The sequence below is a fragment of the Mesorhizobium sp. M7A.F.Ca.US.002.01.1.1 genome, assembly GCF_004022955.1.
In the GTDB taxonomy this organism is placed as follows: domain Bacteria; phylum Pseudomonadota; class Alphaproteobacteria; order Rhizobiales; family Rhizobiaceae; genus Mesorhizobium; species Mesorhizobium ciceri.
In genome coordinates, this window is sequence record NZ_RZQE01000068.1 from 1 (window position 1) to 18,768 (window position 18,768).

The following is an 18,768-nucleotide window of genomic DNA, read 5'->3' on the forward strand; positions in this document are numbered from 1 at the left end:
GCCTTGCCCGGCTTGAATTCGGCGATTTCCATTTCGGGGACGGCGATCAGCACTTCCTTTTCGCCGTCGACAGCGACAGTGACAACCGGCGTACCGGAACCGACCACCTGGCCAACGTCGGCGCTGACCGTGGTGACGATGCCATCCCTGTCGGCCTTGAGATCGGTATAACCGACCTGGTTCTTCGCCTGAGCCAGTGTCGAAAGGGCGGAATCACGGGTGGCGACCGCTTGGTCATAGGTCAAGGTCGCCTGTTCGAGCTGTGATTTCGGGGCAAAATTCTTGGCAAAAAGCTGCTCGGCACGCTTGCGGGCGAGTTCCACGGTCTCGACCTGCCGCTCGGCGGCATCGAGCGCTGCCTGCGCGCTCTTGACCGAAAGGTCGTAGTCAATGGGATCGATGCGGGCGAGCACATCGCCCGAGGCCACATGCTGGCCGATATCGACGAGGCGCTCGGTGATCTTGCCATTGACGCGAAATGCCAGAGCGCTCTCGGTGCGGGCCCTCACCGAGCCGGAATAGGAGAGCGTGCGGGTGTCATTTACCTTCGCGATCTCGACAACCTTGACCGGGCGGATGATATCCTTGACTTCGGCTTTTTCCTGGCTGCAGCCGGCAAGCCCGAGAGTGGCGGTGACAAGCAGCACCGGGCCTACAACCGGCAGCCTGCCGATGATTGAACTGAACGAAGACACGCGCGTACTCCCGAAATGGAGATGAATCGTTGAAACCGGCGCCCGACGGGCGGAGGCTACTTCAAGGCCTTGATTGCATAGTCGACGAGGTCGTCAGGCATTGCCCGGTTGGTCTTGGCAAGGCATTGCGCCACCATCTGCGGGTGACACAGGATGACGGTCGCGGCGCCGAAACAGCGAGACGCGATAACCGGATCCTGTTTTCTGAACTCACCGGCCTCGATCCCGTCACGAATGATTTCCGCGAACAGGTCGTGAATGCTGTCGACATGCTTGTCGATCACACCCCAATCCCGTTCGAGGGCGACGATGACCATCTCGTGGACCTTCTGGTCGTCGAGCATGACCTCCATCGTCATCTTGTATTGCGCATGCACGTAGCGCCGGAGCCGCTCCTCGGCGCTGATCGGCAGACGCGAAATCTCGTAGGCCATCTTGTAGCTGGCGCCGAGCATCCGGCCGCAGACGGCCTGGTGGATTTCGACCTTGGAGGCGAAGAAACGGTAGATGTTGGCCGGCGACATGCCGAGCTCACGCGCAATGTCGGCGACATTGGTCTTGCCGTAGCCATAGTGCCGGAACAGGCGCTCGGCGCAATCGAGAATGCGCGTTACATTTTCCTGTCGGGCGGCTTCGGCGACTATGGTGGCGGCTTCGGACATGATCCTCTATCGATTTACGAGTGACGAATTTTGATTTTCATCACTCGTAAATCGAAAAGAAGGACCTGTCAATGCGAATTCGGTATACACGTACGAATGGTGACAGATGGTGACAGTGAGAAGGTGGAATCGACGATCGCTGTTAGCGGCTGGCCCTGATGAATTCGTCATCCTAGGGCGAAGCAAGGAGCGAAGCGACGCGGCGCAGACCCTAGGATCCATGCCGCGGCGTTGGTCAAAGAGTGCGACGGATCAATAGGTTACACCGGTCAGCGAGCTGTAGCCTGCAGCCGCCATTCTCGACTGTCGGAGCTCGGCCGCAAGGTGACGGCATGGATCCCTTGGGCTGCGGAGCAGCTCCAGGGTTTCCGCGACGTCGCTCGCGACTGCTACACCCTAGGATGACGAAGCCCGGAAGCCCGCGACAAATTGTCGAGGCGAAGCATGGGTGGCGATGCAGCTAAGCCCCCTTGGCCATCTCGCGTAGCCGGAATTTCTGGATCTTGCCGGTCGAGGTTTTCGGGATTTCGGCGAAGATGACCGCCTTCGGCACTTTGAACCGGGCAAGCAGCGCGCGGCAGTGATCGATGATCTCGGCTTCGGTCGCGACCTTGCCGGGTTTCAGCTCGACATAGGCAACAGGCACTTCGCCCCATTTGTCGTCGGGCCTGGCGACGACGCCGCAAGAGGCAACCGACGGGTGCTTGTAGAGCGCGTCCTCGACCTCGATAGAGGAAATGTTCTCGCCACCGGAGATGATGATATCCTTGGAGCGGTCCTTGAGCTGGATGTAGCCATCGGGGTGCATGACGCCGAGATCGCCGGAATGGAACCAGCCGCCGGCGAAGGCTTCGTCGCTCGCCTTGCGGTTTTTCAGGTAGCCCTTCATGACGATGTTGCCGCGGAACATGACCTCGCCGATTGTCTCGCCGTCGGCCGGTGTCGTCCGCATCGTCTCGGGGTCCATGACCGTCAGGCCTTCGAGCGCTGCATAGCGCACGCCCTGCCGCGCCTTCCTGGCGCTGCGCTCGCCCTTTTCGAGATCATCCCAGGCGCCGTGCCATTCGTTGACGACCGCCGGGCCATAGGTCTCGGTCAGGCCGTAGAGATGGGTGACGGCAAAGCCGGCATCCGCCATCCCCGACAGCACGGCTTCCGGCGGGGGTGCTGCAGCCGTGTTGAAAGTGACCGTCTGCGGAAATGCGCGCTTGTCCTCGTCCCTGGCATTGATCAGCACCGACATGACGACCGGCGCGCCGCACAGATGGGTGACGCCCTGATCGGCGATCGCATCGTAGATCGGCTTCGGCCGCACCCAGCGCAGACAGACATGGGTGCCGGCCTGGACGGCGAGCGTCCAGGGAAAGCACCAGCCATTGCAGTGGAACATCGGCAGCGTCCACAAATAGACCGCGTGCTTGGCCATGCCGGCATGGATGGTGTTGGTGTAGGCCATCAGGGCCGCACCGCGATGGTGGTAGACGACGCCCTTCGGATTGCCCGTCGTTCCGGACGTGTAGTTGAGCGAAATCGCATCCCACTCGTCGTCGGGCATCGACCAGGCGAAGTCCGCGTCGCCGCCTGCGACAAATGCCTCATAGTCCAGTGAGCCTACCCGCTCGCCCTTTGGGTACGGCGCGTCGGCGGCGTATTCGGGATCGTCATAGTCGATGACCAGCGGCTTGACCCTGGCCAGTTCCAGGGCCTGCTTGACGACGCCGGAGAATTCGCGGTCGACGATCAGCACCTTGGTCTCGGCATGATCGAGTTGGAAGGCGATGACCGCCGCATCGAGGCGGGTGTTGAGCGAATGCAGCACCGCCTTGGTCATCGGCACGCCGAAATGCGCCTCCAGCATCGGCGGCGTGTTTGACAGCATGACGGTGACGGTGTCGCCCTTGCCGATGCCGCGCTTCTGAAGGGCCGAGGCAAGCTTCAGCGACCGCTGCCAGAAAGTGCGATAGTCGATGCGCTGGCGGCCATCGATGATGGCGATATGGTCGGGATAGGTCTTGGCCGCGCGCTCCAGATAGGTGAGCGGCGTCAGCGGCTGATGGTTGGCCGCGTTCTTGTCGAGATCCTGTTCGTAAGGATTGCCCATCCCATGCTCCCCCGCGATTTTCTTTCAGACGTTCTAATCACAGGCTCGGGCCGCGTCACCACAAACGATGCCACGACGGAGCGCATTCGGCACAATGATGAACCAGATTCGGCGCAAGCGGGAGCATCGCATACCTCTGCCCAGTTTGACTTTTGTCGAGAGCCGTGAATAATGTCAGCTGAGGAGACGGCATGGCGATCCGACCGGCAGAACAACTCATCCACAAGGCCGCCTGGCTCTACTATGCCCATGGCCTGCGGCAGGACCAGGTGGCGAGCCAGCTTAACATTTCCCGTGCCTCGGTCGCCATGTACCTGCGCAAGGCGCGCGAGACCGGCATCGTCAACATCTCGACTTCGACCCAGCTTTTCACCGACGACGTGCTGGCGCGCAAGCTCGAGGATGCGCTGAGCCTCGACGCCGTCTGGATCGCGCCGGAGAATGATCATATTGCCGACCCGTCGACGGAAATCGCCGTGCTGGCGGCGAGCGTCTTTCTCGAACTGGTCAAGAAGGGCGACCGCATCGGCGTCGCCTGGGGCCGCACCGTCTATATGATTGCCGACGTCATGTCCTATGCCGATCTGCAGGATGTCACGGTGGTGCAGCTCTGCGGCAATCTCGGCGCGCCCTATTCCTATCGCCCCGACCAATGCACTATGGAAATCGCGCGGCGGCTCAACGCCAAAGGGCTCAATTTCTACGCGCCGCTGGTGCTGTCTACGGAAGAACTTGCGCGTGCGCTGCGTGCCGAGCCGGTGATCCGGGAACAATTGTCGGGTGTCGGCGAATGCGACCTGGCGTTATACTCGGTCGGCGCGGTCGACGCCGACAGCCATCTGGTCAAATGCGGCGCGCTGACGCCAAGTGAAATGGCGGATCTGCGCAGCCAAGGCGCTGCCGGCGTGATTGCCGGGCAGATCATAGACGCCGAGGGCAAGGTGCTCGACTGCAGTTATAACAGGCGGGTGATCTCCGCCGAGCTTGCATCGCTGCGCGCCATCGCCAGGCGGTTGGTGGTGGTGCAGGAGGACAGCAAGTTCGAACCGCTGCTCGCGGCGATCGCCGGCGGCCTTTGCACGCATCTGGTGGTCGGCGCGCACATGGCGCAGCGGCTCCTGGATCATGCTGCTGCCACGACAGAAAAGGCCTCCTAGGAAATCCCCTCTCCGTCGCCGGCGCATTGTCATCAAAGCGTCGCGGCATTCCTGTTTCACCATCAAAGACAAACAACCGGACGAAGCGAACATGAAGAATTTGTGGAATGACGAAGCAGCCGAAAAACTCGTCGCCGACTACGCGAAAAAGGGTGTCGGCCGCGACCTGGCGCTGCGCGTCTACACGACCCGGCTGCTCGGCGGCGAACCACGGCTGGTCCTGCATGGCGGCGGCAACACTTCTTGCAAGACGACGGCAACCGACCTCGTCGGCGACCAGTGGGACGTGCTGTGCGTCAAGGGCAGCGGCTGGGACATGGGCGTCATCGAGCCGCAGGGCCTGCCGGCGGTCAAGCTCAAGCCGCTGCTCAAGGCGCGCGCGCTGAACAGGCTGGCCGACGAGGACATGGTTGCCCTGCAACGCGTCAACCTCATCGATCCGTCCTCGCCCAACCCGTCGGTCGAGACGTTGCTGCATGCCTTCCTGCCGCACAAATTCGTCGACCACACGCACTCGACCGCCATTCTCGCCATCGTCGACCAGGAGGACTCCAAGCCGCTGGTGAAGACGGTTTTCGGCAGCAAGATGGGTTACGTGCCTTACATCATGCCCGGCTTCGACCTCGCCAAGGCGGCTGCCGACATCTTCGACGCCGATCCTGACGTCGAGGGCCTGATCCTCGACAAGCATGGCATCTTCACCTTCGGCGACGATGCGAAGCAGGCCTACGACCGGATGATCCATTATGTGAACGTCGCCGAGGACTATATTGCCGCAAGCGGCAAGCCGAAGGCGGCAAAGGCAGCCTTGCCGGCAAAGCTCGCGACGCCGGCGTCGATCGCGCCGATGCTGCGCGGCGCGGTGGCGGTAGCGCGCGGCGAAGGCCGCTTCGACCGAATGGTCAGCGATTTCCGCACTTCGCCGGCAATTGTCGATTTCATCAATTCAGCCGAGATCGCCGATTATGCCGGGCGCGGCGTCTCGACGCCCGATCTGTCGATCCGCATCAAAACCGGGCCGATGGCGCTGCCGGCGCCCGACGCGGACAAGGCCGGCGACTACAAGGCGGTGATCAAGAGCCATGTCGACGCGTTCGCCAAGGATTATCGCGCCTATTTCGAAACCAATGATGCGCTCGACGACGTCAAGCGCACCATGCTTGACCAGATGCCGCGGCTGACGCTGGTGCCCGGCCTCGGCATGTTCGGCCACGGCCGCACCCTGAAGGACGCGAAGATCGCGTCGGATGTCGGTGAGATGTGGATCGAGGCAGTGCGTGGCGCCGAGGCCGTCGGCCGGTTCCATCCGCTTTCCAAGGCCGACCTGTTCCCGCTCGAATACTGGTCGCTGGAACAGGCCAAGCTCGCCTCCAACAAGCCGAAGCCGCTGACCGGCCAGGTGGTGCTGATCACCGGCGGTGCCGGCGCGATCGGTGCAGCGACGGCAAAGCTGTTCGCCGACAATGGCGCCCATGCCGTCGTCGTCGATCTCGACGCCGAAAAAGCCGCCGATGCAGCGAAGAAAGCCGGCAACAATTCGATCGGCGTCGCCGCAGACATCACCGACCCGGCACAGGTGCGTGCCGCCTTCGACAAAGCGGTCGCCGTGTTCGGCGGTGTCGACATCCTGGTTTCCAATGCCGGCGCCGCCTGGGAAGGCCGCATCGGCGAGCTCGACGATGCACTTTTGCGCAAGAGTTTCGAGCTCAATTTCTTCGCCCACCAATCGGTGGCGCAGAATGCCGTGCGCATCATGCTCGAGCAGGGCACCGGCGGCGTGCTTCTGTTCAACACCTCCAAGCAGGCCGTCAACCCCGGCCCGAAGTTCGGCGCCTATGGCGTGCCGAAGGCGGCGACGCTGTTCCTGTCCAGGCAGTACGCGCTCGACTATGGCGCGCATGGCATCCGCTCGAACGCCGTCAACGCCGACCGCATCCGCTCGGGCCTTTTGACCGACGCCATGATTGCCAGCCGCTCAGGCGCGCGCGGCGTGTCGGAGAAGGACTACATGTCCGGCAATCTGCTCGGCCAGGAAGTGACGGCGCAGGACGTGGCGCAGGCCTTCCTGCATCACGCGCTGGCCGACCGCACCACCGCCGACGTGACGACCGTCGACGGCGGCAATATCGCGGCAGCGATGCGGTAGGGAAAACCGGCCGAGACTGACGCAAAACAGGCGAAGGTATTCGGGATCTGCAGCTACAGCTGTTCTCGGATGCCTTCCCACGCCATTCTGCCCAACCGTGATTCGGCCTCGTCATTGCCGCCATGTGCATGCAATGTCGAGCGTGGTGTGTTCTCGCCAGGCAAGAGAATGCGATGCCCCGCATCCGGCGATGACACGAGATGTGTGATCTTGCCTGCTTCGCTGCGCCGCCGAACAATTTCTGTCGCGAACCATAGGGAGGGCCACAGCGCATCGTCACCGCCTGCGACCAGCAGGATCTCGGCCGATGCGGTCTCAACGGGGATGGTCGCCGCAGCCGCTTCCTGCCTGAAGGTTTTCAAGCAATGTTCGAAGAGTCCCCTGTAGGATACCAAGCCATCCACGTATTCTGGTGTCCAGTTTGGATCCGTCGGCACAAACGGCAGGGGGATTCCGTCGAGCGACCATGAGGATCGTTCAGGCCAGCTGACGCCATCCGGGCCAGCACCAATATTTCCCCAAATCACCGATGACGGGCTGATGGCGACCACAGCGTCGATGCGCGGGTCATGGACCGCCGCAAGCAGTGAGGCCTCGGCACCCTTGGATGTGCCGACATAGACGATGCGGTGGCATCCTGTTTCAAGGAGACAATCGGTTGCCGCGAAGAAGGTTTCGAGGGGAATTTCGCATATTCCGGGAGGCTGGCCCTCACCGCTAAACCATTGCAGGGCCAAAGCCGACGAGCCCTCGTTTGCAAAGAGCCGTGCGCGCCCGACATCGACGCGGCCACTCGACCCACCCAGCACCACGACACCCGTGGTGGCCTGCGGGCATCGAAACAAGGTTCCGGCGACGGCGCCGGACAGGTTTTCCTCGATTGCCGCTTGGACTTCCATATACGCACCGAACCTTGGGCCGGAGCCTGGCGCCGGCTGCAGATATTCGGCAAAAAGGCCGCCTGCAGCAAGCGGCTGCAGGCGGCCTTCGATAGCGAAAGTTACTTGGCGTTCGGGTTCGGCATCCAGGCCGGCATCGCGACATCGGCGTGGGCGAACTGCGGCAGCTTGGCCGACAGGTCCTCCATGTTCTTGATGTCCTTGTCGATGAGGTCCTTCTGGGTGATCAGTGTCGGCGGCACGACGACGTTGTGGCCGGGGTCTTCACCGGCCAGCAGCTGTGCCAGCGCACGCACCGAGACCTGGCCGACGACGGCCGGGTTGGTCGCGGCGGTCGCGGCCCAGGCGCTGTCGGGCTCGCGCATCGCAGCGATGTCCGAGGTCGAAATGTCGGCCGAATAGATCTTGATGCCCTTGTTCAAGCCCGCTTCGTCGACAGCGATCTTCACGCCCTTGGCGAATTCATCATAGGGAGCGAACATCACCTTGATGTCGGGATGCGCCGTCAGCACCGAACGCGCCTGGTTGGCGACGGAGTTGGCGATCGGATTGTCGAGCGTGCCGAACATCGCGACTTCCTTGATGCCGGCATATTTCTTCTTGACGTCAACCCAGGTCTCGTTGCGGCGGTCGAGCGGCGCGATGCCGGCGACATAGACATAGCCGGCATTCCAGCTCTCGCCATTGTCCTTGACCGCCTGCTCGAGCGCGAGGCGGGCCAAGTCGCGATCGGACTGTTCGATCTGCGGGATCTTGGGGTTTTCGACATTGACGTCGAAGGCCACAACCTTGATGCCGGCGTCGACCGCACGCTGCGCGGCATCCTTCATCGATTCCGTCAGGCCGTGCTGGATGATGATGCCCTGCACGCCGAGCGCGATGGCCTGGTCGACCATGTCGGACTGAAGAGCGGCATCCTGGCGGCTGTCGAGGACGCGCAGGTCGATGCCGAGCGCCTTCGACTGCGCCTCGACGCCCGAGAGATAGGCCTGGAAGAAGTCACCGGTCGAGAGATAGCGCACTAGCGCGATCTTGACGCCGGGCTTGTCGAAGGGCGCCGGCTTGTCCGCGGCAAAAGCCGGAAACTGCATCAGCATGGTTGCGCCGGCCAATCCGAGCGCCACCTTCCCCAGAAGTCTTCTTGTAATGCTCACTTTGTTTTCCTCCACTCTTGTTGAACTCGAAAATCCTGTTCCGGTCGAAAGCTATCTCCTGCCCCTGCCCGAAAGCGCAAAGGTGAAGACAAGGGCGACGACCAGAACCACGCCCTTGATGAAATCCTGCGTGTAGTAAGGCGCGTTCATCATCGTCAGGCCTTGCAGCAAGATGCCGACGAACAGCGCGCCGATGGCGGTGCCGAACGCATTCGGCTTGGCGGCACCCAGCACCGCGTAGCCGATCAGCGCCGCGGCAACCGCATCGAGCAGCAGATTATTACCCGAGGCGATGTCGCCGCGTCCAAGCCGGGCAGCGAGCAAAATGCCGCCGATCGAGGCAAAAACACCTGAAATGACGTAAGCCCAGATCTTGTATGCCTTGACAGGCGCACCGGCGAGTTCGGCGGCGCGCTCATTGCTGCCGACGGCATACATCATGCGGCCGAAACGGGTGTATTCGAGGAAGAACCAGATCAGCACGGCGAGCACGAGCAGCACCACCACCGACACTGGAATGAGGTTCGGGATGAAGAAGTCGAAGCGGTGGCGGCCGAGCGCCAGGAAGGCGTCGGAGAATTTGCCGTTGGCGACCGAACCGTCCGGCATGGTCATGCCGGTGGCGATCGAGCGGCCTTCGGTTGGAATGCGCTGCAGGCCGACGAGCAGGAACATCATGCCGAGCGTCGCCAGCAGATCGGGCACACGCATGTAGACGATCAGCCAGCCATTGATCAGGCCGACGATGGCGCCGATGAGCAGGCAGACGACGACCGCGACAAGGGCGTTCTGCTCCAGCACCACCATGACATAGGCGGCCGCCATCATGGCTGAGGTGGCGACCGAGCCGATCGACAGATCAAAACCTCCGACGACCAGCGTGGCGGTGACGCCGAGCGCCAGCACGCCGGTGATGGCGACCGACTGGAAGATGAAAACCGCACTTTGCGGCGAAACGAAACCGTCGGCGGCGATCGAGAAATAGGCGACGAGCCCGAACAAGAGCACGATGAAGCCGTAGCGGATGGCGTGGTCGCGCAATGTCATTCGGCGCTCCCGCGCGCTGCTGCCGTTTTTAGCCAATCCGAACCCATGCTCTTTCCATTCCCATTCCTAACGCCCGTGCTCAGGCGGCACTGTGCAGCGGCCCGCCGGCGACCTCGGCCAACAGGCGGTCGAGATCGACATCGGCATTGCGGTGCTCGCCGACGATGGTCTGTTCCGACATGACCAGGATGCGATCGGCGGTCTCCAGCGCCTCGTCGAGTTCGGTGACGAACAGCAGCGTGGCGCGTCCGTTTGCACTGGCCCTGAGCTTGGCGGCGATGTCGCGCCGGGCGGAAATATCGACGCCCTGAAACGGCTCGTCCAGAATGAACAGTCTCGCATGCTGGGCCATCCAGCGGGCGACCATCACCTTCTGCTGGTTGCCGCCGGAGAGCTCCGACATCTCGTCCTTCTCGGAGCGGCAGACGATGCCCAGCTCCTCGATCTGCCGGCGCGCCGTGGCGCGTTCCAGACGGCGCTTGAGAACAGCGAAACGTGACATGCGCTTGTGAAACGGCAGGCTGATATTTTCCTGGATGTTGAAGCCGCCGACGATGCCGTTCTCGCCGCGGTCCTTGGCAACGAGGAACACGCCGGCGGCGATCGCCTCGCCGGCTGTTTCAGGCGCATAAGGCCTGCCGTTCAGCGTCATTGTGCCGGCCAGCGGCTGGCGCACGCCAAACAGCGTCTCGGCAAGCGCCGTCTTGCCGACGCCGACGAGGCCGGTGATGGCAACGACCTCACCGTCGCCGAGCGTCAGCGAGATCGGCCGCGCGCCTTGTGCGATGCGCAGACCGTCTATCTTGAAGACGGCATTGGCTGAATCCCTGACAACAATCCGGTCGAGATGGATCTTGCGGCCGAGCATGGCGTTGACCGCGCCTTCATAGTCGAGCGGTTTCTTGTCGAAAATGCCTGAGATGATCCCGTCCCGCATCGATACGATGCGGTCGGCCAGCCGCCTTATGTCCGACATACGGTGCGAGATGTAGAGGATGGCCACGCCTTGCTCGCGCAGCCTGTCGATCAGGGCAAACAGCCGATCAGCCTCGGCGCTGGAGAGCGATGAGGTCGGCTCGTCGAGGATCAGCACTTTCGGCTTGTGCGCCAGCGCGCGGGCAATCGCCACCATCTGGCGATCGGCCAGCGAAAGATCACTCACCCGCGCCTTCAAATCGATGGCCAGCCCCATGCGGTCGGCAACCGCCTTGGCCTCTCGCCGCACGCGCATTGGATTGAACAGGGTCGGCGCACCGCTGCCGCTCAGCCGGTCCAGCGTCAGGTTGGTGGCGACGTCGAGATCGGCGACGACACCGTCATTGATGTTCTGGTGCACGGTGACGACGCCGGCGCGGATCGCCTCGGCCGGGGTTTTCGGCGCGAAATCCTGGTCGGCGAGCACCATCGTCCCGCCGCCGCGTTCATAGACACCAGAGATGATCTTGACGAGGGTGGATTTGCCGGCGCCGTTGGCGCCCATCAGCACGGTCACTTCACCGGCATACAGTTCCAGCGAGACGCCGCCAAGCACCTCGTTATGGCCAAAGGATTTCCTCAGTCCCTCTACGCGGAACACGGCATTGCCGACCATGCGTTCCTCCCTGACATGACGCTATGAGCTGCATCGGCAATTGTCAACACGATTGACAATTGCCAGATCGCTTCCTAGCTTGGCCCGGCCGCCACGCCTCCGTTATGTTGGAAGCGCATATGCGGGAGGATAACGATGACTGAAGAATTGCCGTTCGAAGCCCTGTCGGTCGAAACCCTGGCTGCACGCCTTGGCGGCAACGAGGCGCTGTGCGCGAAGATCGGCAAGGACACTGGCGCCTGGAAGGTCCGCGAGGTCGGCGACGGCAATCTCAACCTGGTGTTCATCGTCGAGGGCGCCAGCGGTGCGGCCGTGGTCAAGCAGGCCCTGCCCTATGTCCGCCTGGTCGGCGACAGCTGGCCGCTGCCGTTGAAGCGCTCCTTCTTCGAATATCACGCGCTGACCAGGCAAGAGGCGCGCGCGCCGGGCTCGGTGCCGGCGATCCATTATTTCGATGAAGGTCAGGCGCTGATCATCATGGAATATCTTGCGCCGCCGCATATCATCCTGCGCCGTGCCCTGATCGACGGCCGCCAACTGCCGAACATCGCCCGGGATATCGGCCTGTTCATGGCCCGGACGCTGTTTCGCGGCTCCGACCTGCATATGGCCGCCAAGGACCGCAAGGCCGATCTGGCGCTGTTCGCCGACAATGTCGAGCTTTGCGACATCACCGAAAACCTGGTGTTCTCCGATCCCTATTTCGATGCCAAGATGAACCGGCACACCTCGCCGCAGCTCGACGGCCTGGTCGCCGAACTGCGCGCCGACCGCGACCTCAAGGTCGAGGCGCAGCGGCTGAAGCACATCTTCGCCGCCAATGCCGAAACGCTGCTGCATGGCGACCTGCATTCCGGTTCGATCATGGTCACCGACACGGAGACCCGGATGATCGATCCGGAGTTCGCCTTCTACGGCCCGATGGCTTTCGACGTCGGCATGCTGCTTGCCAATTTCTGGATGTCCTTCTTCTCGCAACGCGGCCACGAACAGAAGGGCAAGCGCGACGCCATGCGCGCCTATCTGCTCGGTGTGACGGTCGAGACCTGGTCGGTGTTCCGCGCCGAGTTTTCGCATCTATGGCGCAGCGAGCGCACCGGCATGCTCTACCAAAAGAGCCTGTTCGAGGACCAGGGCGACATCCTTGCCTCAGAGCAGGCGCGCGACCATGTGCTGCACCAGATCTGGACCGACCTGCTAGGCTTTGCCGGCGTCGAAGTGCACCGGCGCATCCTCGGTCTCGCTCACAATGCCGATTTCGAGACCATTGCCGACGAGGATCTGCGCGCCAGTTGTGAAGCAAAGGCGCTGAAATTCGGCCGCCACCTCGCCGTCAACCGGCGCCAGATCCACAGCATCGACGAGGTCAACCAACTGGCCGCGCTGATCGAACAGGAGAGCAGCATTTGAACGTCGGCGACCGCCACTATCGCACCATCTGGCTGAGCGACGACGGGCGTTCGGTCGATATCATCGACCAGCGCTGGCTGCCGCATGATTTCCGCATCGAGAGGATCGGCACGGTTGCCGGCATCGCCACCGCCATCCGTGACATGTGGGTGCGTGGCGCGCCTCTCATTGGCGTCACCGCTGCCTATGGCGTCGCCATGCAGATGGCCGACGATGCGTCGGATGCAGCGCTCGACGCCGTGTGGGAGACCCTGCACGAGACGCGGCCGACCGCGATCAATCTGCGCTGGGCGCTGGACGAAATGCGGCGCTTCCTGCGGCCTTTGCCTACCGAACAACGCGCTGCAGCCGCCTATCGGCGGGCCAGTGAGATCGCCGACGAAGATGTCGGCCTCAACCGCGCCATCGGCGAGAACGGTCTCACCATCATCAAGGCGATCGCGGCGCGCAAGCAGAAGGGCGAGCCGGTCAACATCCTGACCCATTGCAACGCCGGCTGGCTGGCGACGGTCGATTACGGCACGGCGACCGCGCCGATCTACCTGGCCACAGAAGCCGGCATTCCGGTCCATGTCTATGTCGACGAGACGCGGCCGCGCAACCAGGGCGCCCAGCTGACCGCCTGGGAGATGGCCGGGCACGGCGTGCCGCACACGCTGATCGTCGACAATGCCGGCGGCCATCTGATGCAGCGCGGCGCAATCGACATGGTCATCGTCGGTACCGACCGCACCACGGCCGACGGCGATGTCTGCAACAAGATCGGCACCTATCTCAAGGCGCTCGCCGCCGCCGACAATGACGTGCCGTTCTATGTCGCATTGCCGTCGCCGACCATCGATTGGACGGTGCATGACGGTCTGGCCGAGATCCCGATCGAGCAACGCTCGGCCGACGAGGTCTCGCTGGTCTGGGGCAAGACCGCCGCCGGCGAGATTGCCCAGGTGCGCATTTCGCCTGAGACGACGCCGGCGGCCAACCCGGCCTTCGACGTGACGCCGGCGCGGCTGGTGACCGGCCTGATCACCGAGCGCGGTGTCGCCAAGGCCTCGCGCGAGGGCCTGAAGCAGATGTTTCCCGAGCGGGCGTAGCCGCTCGCTTCTAGTACAGAGGCTCGGCCATGTGCTTGGGTGTCGGCCAAGTCTCGGTGATACCCGGCTGCACCGGCCGCTCCAGATAGGTCGAGAGCACCACATAGCTGCGCGTCGAGGTGACGCCCGGCGTTTCGTAGAGGCGCGCCAAAAGGCCTTCGAGGGCCCTGGTGTCTTCGGTGCGGACCTTCAGCAGCATGCAGGTGTCGCCGGCGACGGTATGGATTTCCTCCACTTCGGGATATTGCGAGACCGCCATCAGTTCCGGCGTCTTTCCCCAGCCCCTGGTGTCGATATGGACAAAGGCGAGCAAAGGCTTTTTCACCGCCCGGGGATCGATGATGGTGACCGTGTTGCGGATGGCGCCGCTGCGCCGGAGCCGTTTGACCCGCTCATGCGCTGCCGGTGGCGACAAGCCGACGCGATCGCCGAGTTCGGCGTAGCTGATCGTGGCATCATCGACCAGGACACCTAATATTCTTCGGTCTATCGCGTCGAGATCGCGGGCCGCTGGCCTGTTCTGCAGAATGCCATCTGTTTCTTCATCCATGGCGAAATTCCTGGTTCTCCGCTGAATATAATACGGCCATTATGCCGATATGTCGAACATTGATCAACTTGCACCATTGACTGCCCGAGCCCCGATCCCGGCGCTTGCCTATCTGTTGACGGGCTGCATCGCGGTCATCGGCTCGAACTCGCTGGTGCTGGGTCCGATTGCACCGGCTGTCGCCTCGTCGTTCGGAACCAGCGTGCCGGCCGTGATGATTGCGGCGGCCGCGTTCGGCCTCGGCACCTCTGCCAGCGCGCTGTTCCTGGCGCGCTACATCGACCGGCTCGGTGCTCGCAGAATGCTGCAGGGCGCACTGCTGCTGTTGGCACTGGCGCTGGTCGCCAGCGCCGCGGCACCCACGGTGATCATGCTGGTCGCCGCACAGCTGCTGGCCGGCATCGCCGCCGGCGTCGCCATGCCGGCGATCTATGCCAGCGCGGCGGCCATCGCTCCTCCGGGCAGGGAGAGCGGCACGATCGGCGTCGTGCTGACCGGATGGACACTCAGCATGGTTGCCGGCGTTTCGCTTTCGGCCGTGCTTGCCGATCTGGTGCATTGGCGCGCCGTTTTCGCAGCGGTCGCGGTGCTTGCGGCCCTTGCATGGATGGGGCTGACAGCGACGTCGCTCAGCGACACCAGGAAGGCCGGACCGGCGCCCGCCCCGCTGGAAGCGCTCGGCATTCCCGGAATCCTGCCGCTGCTGGTCGCGTGCGCGGCCTTCATGACTTCGTTCTACGGCGTCTATGGCTATCTCGGCGACCATCTTCATGTCGGGCTTGGACAGCCGGTGAGCGCCAATGGCCTGGCGGCGCTTGCCTACGGCATAGGCTTCGGGACGGCTGCTCTGCTCGACGGCATCATCGACAGACTGGGTGCGCGGCGCGTCATGCCGTTTGCCTATCTTCTTGTCGCCGTCGTCTACGTCGCGATGGCGGCGACGAGCGACAGTTTCGGGCTGACCCTGACCATGGTGGCAATCTGGGGACTGGCCAACCATTTCGGCCTGAATGTCCTGGTGATGCGCCTGTCGGCGCTCGATCCGTCGCGGCGCGGCACGATCATGGGGCTGAACAGTGCGGTGACTTACCTCGCGGTCTTTGTCGGCACCACCAGCTTCGGGCCGCTTTATTCCAACTTCGGCTTTGCTGTCTGCGTGATGGTTGCAGCACTGCTCATGCTGATCGCCGCATCGGCGGCGGCGTGGCGCACGCGGTAGTCGAACGGACTTGGCCCAACCTTCTCACGGTTGACAGCAGCGTCCTGCCCTTTCATACAAAGCCGTTAATGTTCTCAGGGCGGGGTGAAAGTCCCCACCGGCGGTAAGGGTTTCTACCCAAGCCCGCGAGCGCTTTCCGGTCCACGCATCAATGCGTGGATTCTTAAGTGCTAGAGCGTCCTTTACGCGTCCAAGGGACGCGTGGCGCTCTAGTGGAAAGGTCAGCAGATCCGGTGTGATTCCGGAGCCGACGGTTACAGTCCGGATGGAAGAGGACGAAACGGAAGCCGGCCCGCTTTTCGCGGGCTTAATCCGTATCGTGCGTCCTGATTCTGGTTCGAAACGGAAGGATGGACCCATGAATCAGCATTCCCATAAAGACTACGAAACGACCCGCATCGCCGTTATCCGCGCGCGCTGGCATGCCGATATCGTCGACCAGTGCGTACTGGCGTTCGAGACGGAACTGGCCTCTCTGGGAGGCGAGCGCTTCACCGTCGACATCTTCGATGTGCCCGGCGCCTATGAGATCCCCCTGCATGCCAAGACCCTGGCCGGGACCGGCCGTTATGCCGCGATCCTCGGCACAGCCTTTGTCGTCAATGGCGGCATCTACCGGCATGAGTTCGTCGCAAGTGCCGTCATCGACGGCATGATGAACGTGCAGCTGTCGACCGGCGTGCCGGTGCTGTCGGCGGTGCTCACCCCGCACAACTACCACGACAGCGCCGAGCACCACCGCTTCTTCTTCGAGCACTTCACCGTCAAGGGCAAGGAAGCGGCGAACGCCTGCGTGCAACTCCTGGCGGCGCGGGACCTGATCGCGGCCTGAGGTCGTCAAACTGGCCGGATTTCAACCCTGCAACAAGAATTGCGATCGATAAGCGCTCCGAAGGTTGCGGTTCCCTTGAAATCCCGCCAGAAGCATCAAGGGCCGACCGGCAAACCGGCCGGCCCGCGACGTTGCGCTTGAAACCAGATACGGGAGACTATTGGGTGGCTCGCATAACACTGAGACAATTGCTCGACCACGCCGCCGAATACGGCTATGGCGTGCCCGCTTTCAACATGAACAACATGGAACAGGGCCTCGCCATCATGGAGGCCGCCGAGGAGACCAAGTCGCCGGTCATCCTGCAGGCTAGCCGCGGCGCGCGCGCCTATGCCAATGACGTGGTGCTGGCCAAGCTGATCGACGCGCTGGTCGAAATCCATCCCGACATTCCGGTCTGCATGCATCTCGACCATGGCAACAACGAAGCCACCTGCGTCACCGCGATCCAGTACGGCTTCACCTCCGTCATGATGGACGGATCGCTGAAGGAAGACGGCAAGACGCCGGCCGACTACGCCTACAATTCCGGCATCACCAAGCGCGTCGTCGACATGGCGCATTGGGGCGGCGTGTCCGTCGAAGGCGAGATCGGCGTGCTCGGCTCGCTCGAGAGCGGCGGCGGCGAGCAGGAAGACGGCCACGGCGTCGAAGGGGCGATCAGCCACGACCAGCTTTTGACCGATCCCGAACAGGCGGTCGAGTTCGTCAAAGACACCCATGTCGATGCGCTGGCGGTTGCCATGGGCACCAGCCATGGCGCCTACAAATTCTCGCGCAAGCCGGACGGCGCGGTGCTGGCCATGAACGTCATCGAGGAGATCCACCGCCGCCTGCCGAACATGCACCTGGTCATGCACGGCTCGTCCTCGGTGCCCGAGGATCTGCAGGAGATCATCAATAAATATGGCGGCCAGATGAAGCCGACCTGGGGCGTGCCGGTCGAGGAGATCCAGCGCGGCATCAAGCACGGCGTGCGCAAGATCAACATCGACACCGACAACCGCATGGCGCTGACCGGCGCGATCCGCAAGGTGCTGACCGAGAATCCAAGCGAGTTCGATCCGCGCAAATATTTGACACCGGCCATGGCCGCCATGCGCAAGCTCTGCAAGGAGCGCTTCGAACAGTTCGGCACCGCCGGCAACGCGCAGAAGATCAAGCCGCTGCCGGTCGCCGAAATGGCCAAGCGCTACAAGTCGGGCAGTCTGGACCCGAAGTTCGGCTGAGCTGAACGCTGGTATCGAGGGCAGGAGCGCGGCAGCGCCCTGCCCGTTTACCGAACACTATTGAAGCGTCCGCGCCGGCTGACCGGCGTGGTCGCGCGCGATGCCGGCGTCGGCATCCTCGGCGCCAAAAGCACGGTCGAGGCCCGTCGCCACGACCGAGACCCTGAAGCGGCCTTCCATGCCCTTGTCGAAGATGGCGCCAACGATGATGTCGGCATCCTCGTAGACCTCTTCGCGGATGCGGGTGGCGGCCTCGTCGACTTCAAACAGGGTCATGTCCCTGCCACCCGATATCGAGACCAGCACGCCCTTGGCGCCTTTCATCGACACTTCGTCGAGCAGCGGGTTGGCGATCGCGGCTTCGGCCGCCTTCATCGCGCGGCCTTCACCGGAAGCCTCACCGGTGCCCATCATGGCGCGGCCCATGTCGCGCATCACGGATTTGACATCGGCGAAGTCGAGATTGATCAGGCCTTCCTTGACGATGAGGTCGGTGATGCAGCTGACGCCGGCATAGAGCACCCGGTCGGCAATGACGAACGCATCGGCGAAGGTGGTCTTGGCATCGGCGATCCTGAACAGGTTCTGGTTCGGGATGACGATCACCGTGTCGGCGCTCTCGCGCAGCCGCTCGATGCCTTCTTCGGCCATCTGCATGCGGCGCCGGCCTTCAAAGGTGAACGGCTTCGTGACGACGCCAACCGTCAGGATGCCGGCTTTGCGCGCCGCCTGGGCGATGATTGGAGCCGCACCGGTTCCCGTGCCGCCGCCCATTCCGGCGGTGACGAAACACATATGCGTGCCGGCCAGATGATCCATGATCTCGTCGAGCGATTCCTCGGCCGCGGCGCGGCCGATCTCGGGAAGCGATCCGGCGCCCAGCCCTTCGGTGACATGAGCGCCAAGCTGGATCAGCCGCGTCGCCTTGGACATGGTCAGCGCCTGCGCGTCGGTGTTGGCGGCGATGAATTCGGTACCCTGAAGC

General features: G+C 63.1%; 16 protein-coding genes and 1 riboswitch. Of the genes, 7 read left to right on the forward strand and 9 right to left on the reverse strand.

All coding sequences use genetic code 11. The features are described 5' to 3' along the window. The 3 genes from EN932_RS10040 to EN932_RS10050 all read right to left on the reverse strand — a co-directional run. Positions 1 to 695: efflux RND transporter periplasmic adaptor subunit (locus tag EN932_RS10040; protein ID WP_128368800.1), on the reverse strand; the 695-nt coding region annotated here is incomplete at its 3' end. Positions 696 to 751: 56 nt separating this feature from the next. Next, the gene (locus EN932_RS10045; protein ID WP_013532915.1) at positions 752 to 1,357 is read right to left on the reverse strand and encodes a TetR family transcriptional regulator; all 606 of its coding nucleotides are present in this window, start codon (positions 1,355 to 1,357) and stop codon (positions 752 to 754) included. A 460-nt stretch (positions 1,358 to 1,817) separates the two neighbouring features. Then, entirely contained in the window at positions 1,818 to 3,458 is a 1,641-nt protein-coding gene (locus tag EN932_RS10050; protein ID WP_127368160.1) for an acyl-CoA synthetase, read from the reverse strand. Positions 3,459 to 3,649: 191 nt separating this feature from the next. Here EN932_RS10050 and EN932_RS10055 point away from each other — a divergent pair, with 191 nt between their 5' ends. Together EN932_RS10055 and EN932_RS10060 are read left to right on the forward strand one after the other, a co-directional pair. Then, the gene (locus tag EN932_RS10055) at positions 3,650 to 4,615 is read left to right on the forward strand and encodes a sugar-binding transcriptional regulator (protein WP_013532917.1); all 966 of its coding nucleotides are present in this window, start codon (positions 3,650 to 3,652) and stop codon (positions 4,613 to 4,615) included. A 91-nt stretch (positions 4,616 to 4,706) separates the two neighbouring features. Continuing rightward, positions 4,707 to 6,761, forward strand: coding sequence for a bifunctional aldolase/short-chain dehydrogenase (locus EN932_RS10060; RefSeq protein ID WP_027163848.1), 2,055 nt, complete (start codon positions 4,707 to 4,709; stop codon positions 6,759 to 6,761). Positions 6,762 to 6,814: 53 nt separating this feature from the next. Here the strand turns inward: EN932_RS10060 and EN932_RS10065 are convergent, their stop codons facing one another. The 4 genes from EN932_RS10065 to EN932_RS10080 all read right to left on the reverse strand — a co-directional run bounded on the left by EN932_RS10065 (position 6,815) and on the right by EN932_RS10080 (position 11,452). After that, positions 6,815 to 7,660 carry an acyl-CoA thioester hydrolase/BAAT C-terminal domain-containing protein gene (locus EN932_RS10065; RefSeq protein WP_127368159.1) on the reverse strand — a complete coding sequence of 282 codons (846 nt, stop codon included), beginning with the start codon at positions 7,658 to 7,660 and terminating at the stop codon, positions 6,815 to 6,817. A 101-nt stretch (positions 7,661 to 7,761) separates the two neighbouring features. After that, positions 7,762 to 8,814 carry a substrate-binding domain-containing protein gene (locus EN932_RS10070; protein ID WP_013532920.1) on the reverse strand — a complete coding sequence of 351 codons (1,053 nt, stop codon included), beginning with the start codon at positions 8,812 to 8,814 and terminating at the stop codon, positions 7,762 to 7,764. Between the two features lie 51 nt (positions 8,815 to 8,865). Continuing rightward, the gene (locus tag EN932_RS10075) at positions 8,866 to 9,861 is read right to left on the reverse strand and encodes an ABC transporter permease (RefSeq protein WP_013532921.1); all 996 of its coding nucleotides are present in this window, start codon (positions 9,859 to 9,861) and stop codon (positions 8,866 to 8,868) included. Between the two features lie 79 nt (positions 9,862 to 9,940). Next, positions 9,941 to 11,452 carry a sugar ABC transporter ATP-binding protein gene (locus EN932_RS10080; protein ID WP_024502579.1) on the reverse strand — a complete coding sequence of 504 codons (1,512 nt, stop codon included), beginning with the start codon at positions 11,450 to 11,452 and terminating at the stop codon, positions 9,941 to 9,943. Positions 11,453 to 11,587: 135 nt separating this feature from the next. On the opposite strand from EN932_RS10080, the gene mtnK reads away from it, so the two are divergent. Continuing rightward, complete coding sequence (gene mtnK, locus EN932_RS10085; RefSeq protein WP_063171611.1) at positions 11,588 to 12,862, forward strand: S-methyl-5-thioribose kinase; 1,275 nt, start codon at positions 11,588 to 11,590, stop codon at positions 12,860 to 12,862. Beyond that, complete coding sequence (gene mtnA, locus EN932_RS10090) at positions 12,859 to 13,953, forward strand: S-methyl-5-thioribose-1-phosphate isomerase (protein ID WP_013532924.1); 1,095 nt, start codon at positions 12,859 to 12,861, stop codon at positions 13,951 to 13,953. The genes mtnK and mtnA overlap by 4 nt, the downstream gene beginning before the upstream one ends. A gap of 10 nt (positions 13,954 to 13,963) precedes the next feature. Here the strand turns inward: mtnA and EN932_RS10095 are convergent, their stop codons facing one another. Beyond that, positions 13,964 to 14,503, reverse strand: coding sequence for an Lrp/AsnC family transcriptional regulator (locus tag EN932_RS10095; RefSeq protein WP_013532925.1), 540 nt, complete (start codon positions 14,501 to 14,503; stop codon positions 13,964 to 13,966). A gap of 49 nt (positions 14,504 to 14,552) precedes the next feature. On the opposite strand from EN932_RS10095, the gene EN932_RS10100 reads away from it, so the two are divergent. The 3 genes from EN932_RS10100 (at position 14,553) to fba (ending at position 17,783) form a co-directional block, all read left to right on the forward strand. Further along, on the forward strand, positions 14,553 to 15,722 hold the full coding sequence (locus EN932_RS10100; RefSeq protein ID WP_027163854.1) for an MFS transporter: 1,170 nt from the start codon (positions 14,553 to 14,555) through the stop codon (positions 15,720 to 15,722). 66 nt (positions 15,723 to 15,788) lie between these two features. Then, positions 15,789 to 16,003, forward strand: a riboswitch (FMN riboswitch). Between the two features lie 77 nt (positions 16,004 to 16,080). Continuing rightward, positions 16,081 to 16,554, forward strand: a complete 474-nt coding sequence (locus EN932_RS10105) for a 6,7-dimethyl-8-ribityllumazine synthase (RefSeq protein WP_027163855.1) — start codon at positions 16,081 to 16,083, stop codon at positions 16,552 to 16,554. A gap of 164 nt (positions 16,555 to 16,718) precedes the next feature. Next, on the forward strand, positions 16,719 to 17,783 hold the full coding sequence (gene fba, locus EN932_RS10110; protein ID WP_013532928.1) for a class II fructose-bisphosphate aldolase: 1,065 nt from the start codon (positions 16,719 to 16,721) through the stop codon (positions 17,781 to 17,783). Between the two features lie 57 nt (positions 17,784 to 17,840). Here the strand turns inward: fba and ftsZ are convergent. Continuing rightward, positions 17,841 to 18,768, reverse strand: a 928-nt coding sequence (gene ftsZ / locus EN932_RS10115) for a cell division protein FtsZ (RefSeq protein WP_128368801.1), incomplete at its 5' end; no start/stop codon positions are given.